The sequence below is a fragment of the Mangrovimonas sp. CR14 genome (genome assembly GCF_011764015.1).
In the GTDB taxonomy this organism is placed as follows: Bacteria; Bacteroidota; Bacteroidia; order Flavobacteriales; family Flavobacteriaceae; genus Mangrovimonas; species Mangrovimonas futianensis.
Genome location: NZ_JAAFZY010000001.1, coordinates 481,497 through 496,409 on the forward strand (window position 1 = coordinate 481,497; position 14,913 = coordinate 496,409).

General features: G+C 36.0%; 15 protein-coding genes and 1 tRNA gene. 11 read left to right on the top strand and 5 right to left on the bottom strand.

The features are described 5' to 3' along the window. Positions 1-55 precede the first annotated feature (55 nt). Complete coding sequence (locus tag GZ212_RS02140; protein ID WP_166956876.1) at positions 56-2,479, top strand: TonB-dependent receptor domain-containing protein; 2,424 nt, start codon at positions 56-58, stop codon at positions 2,477-2,479. Here the strand turns inward: GZ212_RS02140 and GZ212_RS02145 are convergent. Then, entirely contained in the window at positions 2,476-3,579 is a 1,104-nt protein-coding gene (locus GZ212_RS02145; protein ID WP_166956877.1) for a PD40 domain-containing protein, read from the bottom strand. The two genes, GZ212_RS02140 and GZ212_RS02145, sit on opposite strands and share 4 nt — an antisense overlap. Before the next feature lie 61 nt (positions 3,580-3,640). Here GZ212_RS02145 and GZ212_RS02150 point away from each other — a divergent pair, with 61 nt between their 5' ends. Then, positions 3,641-4,867: a M20/M25/M40 family metallo-hydrolase gene (locus tag GZ212_RS02150; protein ID WP_166956878.1), complete on the top strand. Its 1,227-nt coding sequence runs from the start codon at positions 3,641-3,643 to the stop codon at positions 4,865-4,867. Next, positions 4,867-5,862 carry a tRNA dihydrouridine synthase DusB gene (gene dusB, locus GZ212_RS02155; protein ID WP_166956879.1) on the top strand — a complete coding sequence of 332 codons (996 nt, stop codon included), beginning with the start codon at positions 4,867-4,869 and terminating at the stop codon, positions 5,860-5,862. Before GZ212_RS02150 ends, dusB begins: the two co-directional genes overlap by 1 nt. On the opposite strand, the gene GZ212_RS02160 is transcribed toward dusB, so the two are convergent. Together GZ212_RS02160 and rbfA are read right to left on the bottom strand one after the other, a co-directional pair. Then, positions 5,859-7,070, bottom strand: coding sequence for an ABC transporter permease (locus tag GZ212_RS02160; RefSeq protein ID WP_166956880.1), 1,212 nt, complete (start codon positions 7,068-7,070; stop codon positions 5,859-5,861). The genes dusB and GZ212_RS02160 overlap by 4 nt on opposite strands. Next, on the bottom strand, positions 7,071-7,466 hold the full coding sequence (rbfA, locus tag GZ212_RS02165) for a 30S ribosome-binding factor RbfA (RefSeq protein WP_166956881.1): 396 nt from the start codon (positions 7,464-7,466) through the stop codon (positions 7,071-7,073). It lies immediately after the preceding gene. 72 nt (positions 7,467-7,538) lie between these two features. On the opposite strand from rbfA, the gene mce reads away from it, so the two are divergent. Together mce and GZ212_RS02175 are read left to right on the top strand one after the other, a co-directional pair. Continuing rightward, positions 7,539-7,943, top strand: coding sequence for a methylmalonyl-CoA epimerase (gene mce, locus GZ212_RS02170; protein WP_166956883.1), 405 nt, complete (start codon positions 7,539-7,541; stop codon positions 7,941-7,943). An 81-nt stretch (positions 7,944-8,024) separates the two neighbouring features. Beyond that, positions 8,025-8,098: transfer RNA gene (locus GZ212_RS02175), tRNA-Ile, on the top strand. 513 nt (positions 8,099-8,611) lie between these two features. Here the strand turns inward: GZ212_RS02175 and GZ212_RS02180 are convergent. Next, positions 8,612-9,202 (bottom strand): riboflavin synthase, encoded by a 591-nt coding sequence (locus GZ212_RS02180; protein ID WP_166957257.1) that lies wholly within the window; start codon positions 9,200-9,202, stop codon positions 8,612-8,614. A gap of 63 nt (positions 9,203-9,265) precedes the next feature. Here GZ212_RS02180 and pdxA point away from each other — a divergent pair, with 63 nt between their 5' ends. From pdxA to accC, 6 genes are all read left to right on the top strand, one after another. After that, complete coding sequence (gene pdxA, locus GZ212_RS02185; RefSeq protein ID WP_166956885.1) at positions 9,266-10,312, top strand: 4-hydroxythreonine-4-phosphate dehydrogenase PdxA; 1,047 nt, start codon at positions 9,266-9,268, stop codon at positions 10,310-10,312. A 73-nt stretch (positions 10,313-10,385) separates the two neighbouring features. Continuing rightward, positions 10,386-10,931: a DUF177 domain-containing protein gene (locus GZ212_RS02190; protein ID WP_166956887.1), complete on the top strand. Its 546-nt coding sequence runs from the start codon at positions 10,386-10,388 to the stop codon at positions 10,929-10,931. A 6-nt stretch (positions 10,932-10,937) separates the two neighbouring features. Further along, complete coding sequence (rpmF, locus tag GZ212_RS02195) at positions 10,938-11,141, top strand: 50S ribosomal protein L32 (protein WP_053970851.1); 204 nt, start codon at positions 10,938-10,940, stop codon at positions 11,139-11,141. Positions 11,142-11,321: 180 nt separating this feature from the next. Next, entirely contained in the window at positions 11,322-12,317 is a 996-nt protein-coding gene (locus GZ212_RS02200; RefSeq protein WP_166956889.1) for a beta-ketoacyl-ACP synthase III, read from the top strand. Positions 12,318-12,354: 37 nt separating this feature from the next. Then, a complete protein-coding gene (gene accB, locus GZ212_RS02205) occupies positions 12,355-12,852 on the top strand; it encodes an acetyl-CoA carboxylase biotin carboxyl carrier protein (RefSeq protein WP_053970853.1) in 498 nt (165 codons plus the stop codon). 84 nt (positions 12,853-12,936) lie between these two features. Beyond that, on the top strand, positions 12,937-14,292 hold the full coding sequence (gene accC / locus GZ212_RS02210) for an acetyl-CoA carboxylase biotin carboxylase subunit (RefSeq protein WP_166956891.1): 1,356 nt from the start codon (positions 12,937-12,939) through the stop codon (positions 14,290-14,292). A 29-nt stretch (positions 14,293-14,321) separates the two neighbouring features. Here accC and GZ212_RS02215 read toward each other — a convergent pair whose 3' ends face one another. Further along, a complete protein-coding gene (locus GZ212_RS02215) occupies positions 14,322-14,891 on the bottom strand; it encodes a hypothetical protein (protein ID WP_166956893.1) in 570 nt (189 codons plus the stop codon). Positions 14,892-14,913 lie beyond the last annotated feature (22 nt).

A 14,913-nucleotide genomic window follows, 5' to 3' on the forward strand; every position in this document is an offset into this window, starting at 1 on the left:
AAATCCGTAAACAATTTTTTAAAAGAATTTATATATTGCAGGTCTAATCGATTATATGAAAATTAACGTTTTCGCCTTTTTTTTAATAGCAATTCTGTCGCCCCTGCAACATTTTTCTCAAGAATTAACAATTTCAGGAGTCGTTAACGATGCAAACTTTGAACCGTTTTCATACGCCAATGTCATCTTGTATACGGTTGATCAACCAAAGATTGTTTCGGGCACTTCAACGGATGACTTTGGAGGCTTTACCTTAGGTAATGTCCCTGCGGGCAATTATTTGCTGGAGATATCCTTTGTGGGTTATAAAGATTACACCAAAGAAATCCAAGTGGTACAAGATATGGATTTAGGCATTATTACTTTGGAAGAAAGTGCCGAAGCTTTAAATGAAGTCAGTATCATTGTCAATAAACCCACTATAAAAAAAGAAGCGGACAGGTTGGTTTTCAATATTGAAAATACAGCTATTTCAGAAGGAAATATGATGCAGGCTGTGAAAAGTACTCCTGGCGTTTTAGTTATGGATGGCACCATTCAAGTTAAAAGTTCTCAGCCCACAGTTTATATCAACAACAGAAAAGTAGAATTAACTTCGGATGAGTTGATGCAGCTTCTTGAAGGAACCCCTGCAGACGCTATAAAATCTATTGAGGTTATTACCAACCCGCCGGCCAGTTACGATGCTTCAAGTGGTGTGGTTTTAAATATCATTATGACCAAAAATTTGGCTACTGGTTTTAATGGTTCTGTTTACGGAAATTATACGCAAGGTGTTTATCCCAGATACCAAGGTGGAGCTAATGCCTATTTTAAAACAGCTAAGGTCAATTTTTTTGCTAATTACAGTTATAACCATGACAAAATAAATAGACGAAATGACGATGGCGTTAATTATTTAAATGACAACAATGAGGTTTATGAAGCTTGGAAATCTGATGTTGATCGTAATGGTTTAACCAAAGCGCACAATGCCAGTTTTAATTTTGATTATTATATCGATGATTACAACACCTTGAGTTTATCATCCAATTTATTGATGACGCCTTCAATAAACACCAAAATCACAAATAATACACAGGTGTTTGATGCTAATGAAATTTTTCAATCTAGTTTTTTAACAGAAAACCAAACCAATGATGACAAATATAATGTAGGTGTAGATTTGGGTTTTGTGCATTCGTTTAAAGAGAATGGCGGTAAATTAGCTTTCAATAGCCATGTTACCTTCTATGACTTCCAAAGGAATCAAGATACAGATAACTTCTATTTTGATTCAGATAATAACTTTGTTGCTCCCACGGCCTTTGAAACGGAATCCAATCAACAGACCAATATTATCACTTCCCAACTGGATTATAAAAAACCTTTGGGTGCCACTGCCGAATTTGAAATTGGGGTTAAATTCTCTAAGGTGAAAACAGAGAGTGACATAACCAGGTTTGATTTTGATTTTACAAATGAAGAGCCCATTTTTAATGAAAATTACTCCAATGCCTTTGATTATGACGAACTTGTTTATGCTGCATATTCCAATTTCAACAAGGAATGGGAAAAGTTCAGCATTAATGCAGGTTTGCGCATGGAGCAAACCAATATCGAAGGTTTATCTGTAACGACAAATCAAACCAATACCCAAGATTACCTGGAGTGGTTTCCATCCTTAAGTTTAAAATATCAATCGGAAGGAAATTTTAATTTATATGCTAATTATAAAAGAAGCATACAACGTCCTGACTTTAAGGATTTAAATCCTTTTACCTTGTTTTTAAATGATTATATATTGGTAGTTGGGAATCCATCGCTGCAGCCTATTTTTACAGATCATATGGTTTTGGGAACTACCTTAACCTCCTTTTTTATGGTTGAGGCTTATTACAAGAATATGGATGGGAACTTTTATGAAATACCCATTCAAGACAATATCAACAATACAATCACCTATACGCCTGTAAATTTTGATAATACCACAGAGTATGGCTTGGATCTAATCTCCTATTTTAATGTAACTGATAATTGGTTTATTTATGCGGTCACATCCTTCTACAGAATTGAGGATAATGTAAGCTTTTCCATGGGCTTTCAAACATTAAACCAGTGGTCTAACTATAGTATTTTAAGCAATAGTTGGTCTTTTTTGAGCGACAGGAGTTTAAAAGCTGACTTAGCTCTTACCTATGGTTCTAAAAACTTACAAGGTTTAATGCTTTCAGAAAGTAGGTTGATGTCTGACTTGACCATCTCAAAAACTTTCTTGAATAAAAAGTTAGTGGTTACATTAACAGCCAGTGATCTCTTTAATATGTCAGATTTTGAAACTTCTACGAGATATGCTAACCAATATAGTTATTACAATACCAATTTGGATAACCGTTGGGTAAAATTAGGGTTGCGTTATAAATTTGGAAATACCAAATTGGAAACCAATCAAAGGCAATCTGAAGTCAAGGAAACCGAGCGTATTAACGAACGTGATTAATCCACCCAGTCAGCTATAAATAAATTGGTATCATGACCACCACCGTTGTTACGGTTGGATGAAAAGATCAACTTTTTACCATCATTTGAAAAAACAGGGAAGGCATCAAAGGTGGTGCTATGTGTCACACGCTCTAAATTTTTGCCGTCTAGATCAATCATATATAAATTGAAGGGGAATCCTTTTTCTGCTTCAAAATTGGAAGAAAACAAAATTTTCTTTCCCGATGGATGAAAAAACGGACTCCAGTTGGCATTTCCTAAATTGGTCAATTGTCTTAGTTCGCTTCCATCAGCATTGCAAATATACAGTTCCATTTCTGTTGGCTGCACAAGACCTTCAGCAAGCAGGCTCTTATATTCTTGAATCTCTTCTTCTGTTTTTGGTCGTGATGAACGGAAAATGATCTTGGTTCCGTCTGGAGAGAAAAAGGCGCCTCCATCATAACCCAATTGATCCGTTATTTGGGTAACTTCAGAGCCATCGATATTCATAGTGTAGAGTTCCAAATCTCCACTTCTGGTAGAGGTGAACACAATTTTATCACCCTTAGGCGAAACCGTAGCTTCTGCATCATACCCTTTTTCATTAGTCAATTGGTTTACGATGTTGCCTTCTAGGTCTGCTACAAAAATGTCATAAGTATCATAAATTGGCCACACATATCTACCGTTCAAGCGTAATGGAGTTTCGGGGCATTCTTCGCCGCCAAGATGGGTGGAGGCATATACAATATGTTGATTGTCTGGGAGAAAATAGGCACAAGTGGTTCTCCCTTTTCCTGTACTAATCATAGGTGGAATACTATCCTTAAAAGTATCTCCTGCATTCATTAAAAACATTTGATCACAATTGACGCCCCAGTTTTTGTTGTTGGATTGAAAAATGAGTTGTTTATCATCAAAACTCCAATAGGCCTCTGCGTTATCACCTCCAAAAGTGATTTGTTTTAGTGATTTAAAATGAGTTTCTTCCGGGTAAATAAGAGTGCCAACCCATTTGGTTGCTCCACTTTTAACATCCTCAGATTGTTTTTTGTCTGATTTACATGAAAGAACAACTGTAAAAAGTATCGATAGAAGGGTTAGCTTTGATTTCATATAGTTAGGCTTACAAATGTGGTGATTATTACCTATTTTTGCGCAAAAATATAAATTTAGCATGAAACATATAACGCTACTGGTTCTTTTTGTAACGCTATGGGGTTGCAAAAAGGAATACACCTATACAAATGAGATTAAGGAAGATGTGGTTTTTCTTTCTGACGACAAATTGGAAGGACGTGAAACAGGAACACAAGGTGAGCAGGAAGCGGCCAATTATATTGTAAAGAGGTTTAAAGAAATGGGATTGACGCCCAAAGGAACTGAAAACTATTTTCAACCCTTTAATTTCAAACCAAAGACTAATCCACATGAGGAAGTTAAATTTGTAACGATGGAGGCTGATGGGACTATTACTGGGACAAATGTTCTTGGATATATAGATAATCAAGCAGAACAAACAGTTATTATTGGAGCCCACTATGATCATTTAGGGTTTGGTAGTGAAGGCTCTTTATATCGTGGTGAGGAGAAGCAAATTCACAATGGGGCCGATGATAATGCTAGCGGAGTAGCAGTGATGTTGGATTTAGCAGGAAAACTGCAAAAGGCCAACACCTCAAACAACTATTTATTCATGGCTTTTTCTGGAGAAGAAATGGGTTTGTTAGGGTCTAATTATTTTGCTAAAAATTCTACCATAGATTTAGAACATGTCAATTACATGATCAATATGGATATGGTAGGAAGATTAAAGCAAGATAGTACTTTGGCAGTTTATGGCGTAGGGACCTCGCCAAGATTTAAGCAGGTTCTTTCGGCTACCAATAAGAGCTTTAAAATCATAGAAAACGAATCTGGGATTGGACCTTCAGACCATACTTCTTTTTATCTTCAAGATATTCCAGTTTTACATTTTTTTACCGGGCAACATGAAGATTATCACAAACCGAGTGATGATTTTGATAAATTGAATTATGACGGAATGAATTTGGTTTCCAACTATATTTTTGATGTAATTTCTGAATTGGACAGTCAAGGAAAAATGGCATTTAGAAAAACCAAAAATGAGAGTGAGGAAACACCAAGATTTAAAGTAGGAATGGGTGTCATTCCAGATTACTTGTTTGATGGTAAAGGCATGCGAATAGATGGCGTCAGTGAAGGAAAACCTGCTAAAAGGGCCGGTTTAGAAAAGGGTGATATCGTCATTAAAATGGGTGATAGCACTATTGTTGATATGATGAGTTATATGAGGGCATTGGCCGCCTTCAAGCAAGGAGATACCACTAAGGTAGTTGTGACAAGAAATGGCACGGAACTAGAAAAGGAATTGATATTTTAATGGCAAAGATTGGAGACATAGATTTAGGAGCCTTCCCTTTATTGTTGGCACCAATGGAGGATGTGAGTGATCCACCATTCCGCGCATTGTGTAAGGAGCAAGGTGCCGATGTGGTGTACACTGAGTTTATTTCAAGTGAGGGCTTGATTCGGGATGCTGCGAAAAGTGTCATGAAATTAGATATTTATGAAAAAGAGCGTCCCGTGGGTATTCAAATATTTGGAGCCAACTTGGATAGCATGTTGCAAACCGTAGACATAGTTGAAAAATCGAAGCCGGATTTTATTGACATCAATTTTGGTTGTCCTGTTAAAAAGGTGGTTAGTAAAGGAGCTGGGGCAGGCATATTAAAAGATGTTTGTCTTATGGAATCTTTAACTGCTGAGATGGTTAAACGCACCAATCTTCCTATAACTGTAAAAACGAGATTGGGTTGGGATCACGATTCCATTAAAATAGTTGAGGTTGCTGAACGACTACAGGATGTGGGTATTCAAGCCATCGCTATTCATGGTAGGACGAGAGCTCAAATGTATAAAGGAAATGCAGATTGGAAACCCATTGCTGCGGTAAAGAATAATCCTAGAATGCATATTCCGGTTTTTGGTAATGGTGATGTGGATACTCCTGAAAGAGCCGTGGAGATGCGAGATTCTTGTGGTTTGGATGGTGCCATGATAGGTCGCGCCACTATAGGGAATCCTTGGTTTTTTAAACAAGTCAAGCACTATTTCAATACAGGTGAATATTTGCCTGCGATTTCTTTGGAAGATCGGGTTCATGCCGCCAAAAGGCATTTACAGATGGCTATCGATTGGAAAGGTGAAAAGCTAGGTGTTTTTGAAACCCGAAGACATTATACCAATTATTTTAAGGGGATTCCCAACTTTAAAGACTATCGAACTCGGATGGTTACTAGTGATGAATCTAAAGATGTCTTTGAGACATTAGATGAGGTGCTTGAAAAATTTAAGTATTTTGATTTTGCTACTTAAGAAGCAGCTTCAATAAGTGATTTTGAAATTCTTCCTGAGGCTATTTTGGAGGCTATAATGCCTAAAATGGAAATGGTAATTAGAACCACCAGTACATTTATACTTTTTAGTGTTACAGGGTAGGCTAGGTTATTGGTTAACATGACCAGAGAAAAGGCTTTTTGCAGGATTACCAAAATGACGCCCAGTATCAAGCCGATAACTCCTCCCACAATAGACATTAGGCTGCCTTGAAAGAAAAACACTCTCCGAATATCTTTTACCTGTGCTCCCAAGTTGAAAAGTGTTTTTAAATTTTTCTTTTTGTCAAGAATCATCATAGTAATAGATCCAATAACATTGAAAAGGGCAATGATAAGCACCAAGGTGAAAATAAGGTAAACTACAAGATTTTCGGTGTTCAACATTTTATATAGGGCATCATTTAATTGAGCTTTATTTTTTACGACTACTTTATTACCCAAAATTTCCTTTAGTTCATTCCTAGCATCATCTTCAGAGGTGTTGGGTTTTAGTTTAAATTCTATAGCCGAAATTTGAAGATCTTCATATCCCAAAAGAGCTTGAGCCATATCTATGGGGGCAAAAATATATTTATTGTTAAGCTCTTCACTAACGTCAAAAATACCCACATTTACAGCATCAAAACTGTTATAGGCTTGTTTTAGAGAGGTGATTTGTCCTTTTCCTGGCTTTGGGACATATAAATTGACTTGTTTGCCATAATCAACAATTCCAAAGGACAAGGAACTTGAAATGCCTAATCCCGAAACAATTTGGTTGGATTTCTGGGCAAGCCAACTACCATAAAATATCACAGAATCTACTTTGTTTACCTGGTCATAATTCCCATCGACACCCTTAATAAAGGCATTGGGGTAGCTTTTTCCATCGAAAGTTACAAAAACACGCTCCTCTATGACTTTCGAAAATTGGGCAATGCTTTTAGCGTTTTCCAATTGGGTCATTTCTTTCTGTGAAAGCGTAAAGGACTTTCCTGAAGTTGCTTCAGCTTTTAGGTCAGGATCAATGATGGAGGTGAATTCCAATGTAAAATCTTTGAGTCCTGAAAATCCAGACAATACTATAAACAAAGCTGCTGACCCTAAAATAACGCCAATGGCAGCAATAATAGTGATAAAGTTAATCGCATTATTGGAGCTTTTAGAAATTAGGTACCGTTTGGCAATGTATAGGGAAAAATTCAATTAGGATTTTTTTCGTTTGTCTAATAGATTGGGATCCTTTATGGGGTTTTCTTCTCCTTTTAAGGAGCTCTCTATTTTGTCAATGTATTCCAAAGAATCATCAATGAAGAACTCAAGCTGAGGCATTCTTCTTAATTGATTTTTAGTTCTTTGTGCTAATTCATGCTTGATTAAGTGGGAATTGGATTTAATGCCTTCCAAAAGTTCTTTACCCTTGTCATTAGGGAAAATGCTTAAATAGACTTTTGCAATCGATAAATCTACAGTTACTTTCACTTGAGTTACAGATATAATAATTCCCTTCATGCCACCTTGTGTAGCCGACCCTTGTAGTACTTCAACCAAATCTTTTTGTAGTACTGAGGCTATTTTTTTTTGTCTTTGACTTTCTTCCATATGGCAAAAATAACGGATATTTGATGATAATCTTATGATCGAGGTAACGATTAACTTCAATAAGTAAAAATAATGAATAAAATTGAACACATTGGCATTGCAGTAAAAAGCCTTGAGAATTCTAATCAGCTTTTCGAAAAATTATTTGGAGAACCACATTATAAAATTGAAGAGGTATTAACTGAGGGAGTCAAAACATCATTTTTTAAGGTAGGGTTGAATAAAATTGAATTATTGGAGGCTACAAACCCAGACAGTCCTATAGCCAAGTTTATAGAGAAGAAAGGAGAAGGGATTCATCACATCGCATTTGATGTAGAAGATATAGTCCAAGAATTGCAGCGGTTGGAGCAGGAAGGGTTTACAATTTTAAATAAAGAGCCCAAAAAGGGAGCAGATAACAAGTTGGTTGCCTTTTTACACCCAAAGACTACAAACGGAGTTTTGGTGGAATTATGTCAAGAGATTCGAGACTAAAAAATGTTGTGAGGTTTTAAAATATGTAGTAATATTGCACACTCTTTTATATAGAGTGTTTAAAGTGTACTTTTGTACAGCGGTCCCATAGCTCAGTTGGTTAGAGCATCTGACTCATAATCAGAGGGTCACTGGTTCGAGCCCAGTTGGGACCACATATTAAAGAGAGCCTTAAATATCAGTTCGATATTTGAGGCTTTTTTATTGATTATTAAATCGTTAAACATTTTTTTTCTTATGTTCAACTGCATTTTTTAAAATTGTTCGGTATATTTGACAAAATGCTAAAAGAATCCCTCCAAAATTTAATAGTGTCCTCTAATTCAAAGTTTAAAAAAAAATTATATTTGACTTTAGAAATTTGAGGAAGTATTTTTAATCCAAAATTTTTGATTTAATAGGGTTTTTAAACAATTTATTTTGTTGAAAATCATTTTTTTATACATTTATAAACAAATGAAAGCATACCCCAAAACCATACTAACACTCATTTTAATAGTGTCGACAGATCTAATTTGCGTTGCGCAAGAGACGCCACCAATGCCATCGCCGGAAGGAATGCCACCTCCTCCAGTAGGTTTACCTATAGATGGAGGATTGCTTGCTTGTTTTGTTATAGGATCTTTACTCGGTATTAGATCTCTATATAAAGGGTTATTAAAGAGAAATTAATTTCGTTTTTCCATTAAACGATTCACGTATTTCCCAATAACATCAAATTCTAAATTAACTTGATCTCCTTCCTTTAGGTTTTTGAAATTGGTATGTTCTAAAGTGTATGGTATGATTGCTACGCTAAATTCATTTGTTTTGGAATTTACAACGGTTAAGCTGACACCATTAACAGTGATAGAGCCCTTTTCTATGGTTATATTGTTTAGAGTGGCATCATATTCAAAAGTAAAAATCCAACTTCCATCCTGATTTTCAATATTTTTGCATTGGGCAGTTTGGTCAACATGGCCTTGAACAATATGTCCATCCAATCGATCACCTAATTTCATAGCTCTTTCCAAGTTCACATAATCCCCTTTTTTTAAAGACCTTAAATTGGTCTTGTTTAGAGTTTCGTCTATGGCTGTTACGGTATATAGGCTATCATTTATTTGTACTACGGTAAGACATACACCATTATGGGCAACACTTTGGTCTATTTTTAATTCATTGGTGAATGAACATTCAATGGTAATATGCATGTTGGAGTCTTCTTGCGATATATCCTTTACAATTCCTAAATCTTCAATAATTCCCGTAAACATGGTTGTCATTTATTTGGTTAAATTTGCATGGATAAAATTACAAACAAAAGTTATCTTAACTTCATGAAGCAAGAAGAAAATATTATCGTTGGTATTTCTATAGGAGATTTAAATGGGATTGGTCCAGAAGTGGCTCTTAAAACTTTTGAGGACCCCAGAATGCTGGAATTTTGCACCCCTGTCATTTTTGCCTCTGTTAAGGTGGTCTCTTTTATAAAAAAACAATTAGGCTTAACACTTAACCTAAATGGAATCAATGATCTAAATAAGGTGGTTCCAGGTAAGATTAATGTTTACAATGCTTGGAATTCTGGAGTTAATATAAATTTTGGTAAAGAAGATCCAGTAGTTGGAGATTTTGCCATCAAATCTCTGTTTTCGGCTACGAAGGCCTTAAAGAGTGGTCAAGTCGATGTTTTGGTAACGGCACCTATTAATAAACATAACATTCAGTCAAAAGATTTTCAATTTCCAGGTCATACAGATTATTTGGCGAAAGAGCTAGGCGGGAAAAGTTTAATGTTCATGATTCATGATGATTTAAGAGTTGGTTTGCTTACTGATCATGTTCCAGTAAAGGAGGTCGCTAATCATATTACAAAAAAGTTGATTAAAGAAAAGGTTGCCATGGTGATGGATTCTTTGAAAATGGATTTCCAGATTGCAAAACCAAAGGTTGCTGTTTTAGGCATTAATCCGCATACGGGCGACAATGGTGTAATAGGAAAAGAAGATGATGAAGTTTTGAAGCCGACCCTACTTGAAATTCGTGAAAAAGGGGACTTGGTTTATGGACCTTATTCTGCTGACAGCTTTTTTGGATCCAAAAATTATCAAAATTTTGATGCGATTATTGCGGCTTACCATGACCAAGGGCTTATACCTTTCAAAACCTTGGCTTTTGGGAAAGGGGTTAATTTTACAGCGGGCTTGACAAAGGTGAGAACCTCGCCAGATCATGGTACAGCGTATGAAATTGCAGGAAAAGGAGAGGCAGATGAGACCTCCTTTAAAGAAGCAGTTTTTAAGGCAATCAGTATTTTTAGGAATCGTAATGAGTATGAGAAACTTACCCAAAACCCTTTAAAATTGAAGCAGAAAAAGTTATAAACAAAAAAATGTTTATAAACATTCCTAGAGTAAATAAATTTTGTATATTTGCGGGCTCAAATAAGATGTGATAATGAAGTCATTGAAGGAGTTTAATATCCAATTCGTTGGATTAAAATTAGGGAAACATCAATTTGAGTACGAGATCACTAATAGGTTCTTTGAGCATTTTGAGTTTCAAGAGTATAACAGTGCCGAAGTTAAGGTTCAAATTGAATTAAATAAAAAAACAACTCTTATGGAGTTGCATTTTGATATTCAAGGATTTGTCAATGTCAATTGTGATTTGACTAATGAGCCTTATGATCAGCCAATTGCTAATACATTTGATTTGGTTGTTAAATTTGGTGAAGAATATAATGATGAAGAACCAGATTTGTTGTTTATTCCTCATGGAGAATATCAAATTAACGTTCAACAATATATTTATGAATTGATAATTTTGTCAGTTCCAGCAAAGCGAATTCATCCAGGTGTAAAGGACGGCACGTTAGATTCTGAAATACTTAAGAAGCTTGAGCAACTTAGTCCAAAGCAGGATAAAGAAATAAAGGAAGATACAGAGGAAACAGATCCTCGATGGAATACATTAAAGAAACTATTAACGGATAAAAAATAAAGAATAATGGCACATCCTAAGAGAAAAATATCCAAAACTAGAAGAGATAAGAGAAGAACACATTATAAGGCAACTGTTCCGCAAATTGCTACGTGTCCTACTACTGGGGAAGCTCACTTATACCATAGAGCTCATTGGCATGAAGGAAAGCTTTACTACAGAGGACAAGTGTTGATTGACAACTCTGAGGCAGAAGAAAATTTAGCATAAGTACTATGCGCGCATATATTAAAACGCTCACCTGTGAGCGTTTTTTTTGTGATAAATTTTTATAGAAGTCAAAAACAACTTAATTTGCATAAAATTTAACCAAAACGGAGTGTTTTTTTAACTTTTTGGGGTTAAATAGCCTTTTTTGTGCCGTTTTTTGGGTCAGTTAATTTAATAGCTATGAGTAAAATCTCAGCAGCCATAACAGCTGTAGGTGCTTATGTGCCAGATTTCGTGTTGACCAACAAGTTACTTGAAACCATGGTCGATACCAATGATGAATGGATTACCACTAGGACTGGAATCAAAGAGAGACGTATTCTCAAAGAAGAAGGACAAGGAACTTCTTTCCTTGCCATAGAAGCAGCCAAAGATTTATTAAAGAAGAAAAATTTAGATCCAAAAGAAATCGATTTGGTGATTGTTGCAACAGCTACGCCAGATATAATGGTAGCCTCAACGGCTGTTTACACGGCAACACAAATAGGAGCAACTAATGCTTTTGGATATGATTTGCAGGCGGCATGTTCCAGTTTTTTATACGCTATGTCTACTGGAGCTGCTTATATTGAATCAGGCAGATATAAAAAGGTTCTAATCATTGGAGCTGATAAGATGTCCTCTATTATTGATTACACTGATAGAGCAACCTGTATTATTTTTGGAGATGGTGCTGGAGCCGTTTTGTTGGAACCAAATGAAGAGGGACTTGGTCTGCAGGATGAATACTTGAGAAGTGATGGACAAGGACGAGAATTCCTTAAAATTGAAGCAGGAGGATCCATTTTGCCACCATCAAAAGAAACTGTAGAGAAAGGTCAGCATTTCGTGCACCAAGATGGAAAAACGGTTTTCAAATTTGCTGTGTCCAATATGGCCGATGTTGCCGAAAAAATAATGACCAGAAACAACCTATCACATGAAGATGTGGATTGGTTAGTTCCTCACCAAGCAAACCTTAGAATTATCGATGCTACTGCCAACAGAATGAAACTCGATGATTCTAAAGTATTAAAGAATATACAAAGATACGGTAATACAACTTCAGCCACTTTACCATTATTATTAAGTGATTTTGAAAAACAATTCAAGAAAGGTGATAATTTGGTCTTCGCCGCTTTTGGAGGTGGATTTACTTGGGGTTCTATTTACCTGAAATGGGCTTATAACTCCTAACTAAGACAACTAATAGAATTTTTAACAAAAAGAAACTATGGATTTAAAAGACATTCAAAACTTAATCAAATTTGTAGCAAAATCTGGTGCAAGTGAGGTTAAATTGGAAACAGATGATGTTAAAATAACCATTAAAACAGGATCTGATGACAAAGAAACGACAACATACGTTCATCAGGTTCCAATGGGTGCCCATGTGGCTCAAACACCTGCAGTAGCTGCACCGGCTGCTCCTGCTCCTGCAACTAGTGATGCGGCGCCAGTAGCTCCTGCAACAACGACAGAAGATTCTAAATACATAACTATAAAATCTCCAATTATTGGAACATTCTATCGCAAACCATCTCCAGATAAACCAACATTTGTTGAAGTTGGCCAAACGATCAAGGAGGGAGATGTGTTATGTATTATTGAGGCTATGAAATTATTCAATGAAATTGAATCAGAGGTTTCAGGAAAAGTTGTAAAAGTATTGGTTGACGATTCATCACCAGTAGAATTTGACCAACCATTATTCTTGGTTGATCCTGCTTAAACTTATTTATCACAAATTTCAATTCTCAAATTCCACAAGTTAATTGGGAATTTGCTTTTTGAAGATTGAAAATTGGAAAAAATTATGTTTAAAAAAGTATTAATAGCCAATAGAGGTGAAATAGCACTACGTGTTATTAGGACCTGTAAAGAAATGGGCATCAAAACAGTGGCTGTGTATTCTACTGCTGATGCTGAAAGTCTTCACGTAAAGTTTGCAGATGAGGCCGTATGTATCGGTCCTCCATCCAGTACAGATTCTTACTTAAAAATTTCAAATATCATTGCAGCTGCGGAAATTACAAATGCAGATGCTATTCACCCTGGATATGGATTCCTTTCGGAAAATGCCAAATTCTCTAAAATCTGCGAAGAGCACAAAATAAAGTTTATTGGAGCTTCTGCCGATATGATTGAAAAAATGGGAGATAAGGCTACGGCAAAGGCAACTATGAAAGAAGCTGGAGTGCCTTGTGTTCCGGGTAGTGATGGTATTATTGAAACCTATGAAGACTGTGAAAGAATAGCAGAAGAAACAGGTTATCCTGTCATGCTTAAAGCTTCCGCAGGAGGTGGAGGTAGAGGTATGCGTGCGGTTTGGAAAAAGGAAAATCTAAAAGCCGCTTGGGATTCTGCTAGACAAGAATCTAAAGCAGCATTTGGAAATGATGATATGTATATGGAGAAGCTTATTGAAGAGCCTCGACATATAGAAATCCAAGTTGTAGGTGATTCTACAGGTAAGGCTTGTCATTTATCAGAAAGAGATTGTTCCATTCAACGTCGTCACCAAAAGCTTACAGAGGAAGTGCCTTCCCCTTTTATGACTGATGAATTAAGAGATGCCATGGGTAAGGCGGCTGTTAAGGCTGCGGAATATATCAATTACGAAGGTGCAGGAACCATTGAATTCTTGGTGGATAAGCACCGTAATTTTTATTTTATGGAGATGAATACCCGTATTCAAGTTGAGCACCCAATTACCGAGCAGGTGATTGATTTTGACTTGATTAGAGAACAAATTTTGGTTGCTGCTGGTGTTCCAATTTCTGGAAAGAATTATTTGCCAAATCTTCATTCTATAGAATGTAGAATTAATGCCGAAGATCCGTATAACGATTTTAGGCCTTCACCGGGGAAAATTACAACCTTACACGCTCCTGGAGGACATGGTGTACGTTTGGATACGCATGTATATGCGGGATATACCATTCCACCCAATTATGATTCCATGATAGCCAAGTTGATTACAACGGCTCAAACTAGGGAAGAGGCGATCCACAAAATGAAACGTGCCTTGGATGAATTTGTAATAGAGGGTATTAAAACCACTATTCCTTTTCATAGGCAATTGATGGATCATCCAGATTATTTGGCTGGAAATTATACCACTAAGTTCATGGAGGATTTTAAAATAGCTCCTAAGGTAGAAGAAGAATAAAAATAAAACTCCGGTTAATCCGGAGTTTTTTATGCCTTAATTTTACCTTCTATTTGTGATACTATTTGAGGGACCTCGTCCATTTGAAAATCTAATTGAAAAAACACTTCTCCTTCTTTTTCTACAAACTTAAGAGACCCAGTCTTTATGGGGTAATAGCCCGTTTGACCTCGACAAAAGCATAATCTTCCAAAAACCATATTGAGTTTCTCCAAATCCTGATTTTCGTATATGTTTTTGTCAAAATTTTGGGGTAATTCAAAAATCACCAATTCGGTGTAACTTGCATCCTGTAAGTTGGGATCTACATTCTTTTTAAATTCAAAAGAGATAACACAATGATTTCCATCCTGAATTTCGGGATAAAGGCTGCCAATGTTATCTTTTAGTAAGACAAGGTTCTTTGAAGTAAGTGTTTCTAAATTGCAAGTGCCAGTTTCTGGGCAATGGACAGAAGTGGAACTGCTGAAGTTTTTGTTAGAATCCTTCGAAGATTTACACGAGGGAATTAGAAAAACTAAAATTATAATAGTTGATTTGATTAAGACATTTTTAAAAGTAATCATGTTAAAACTTTGCACTAATGAAAATAAGGTCATAATTTTAAATAATCAATTAACT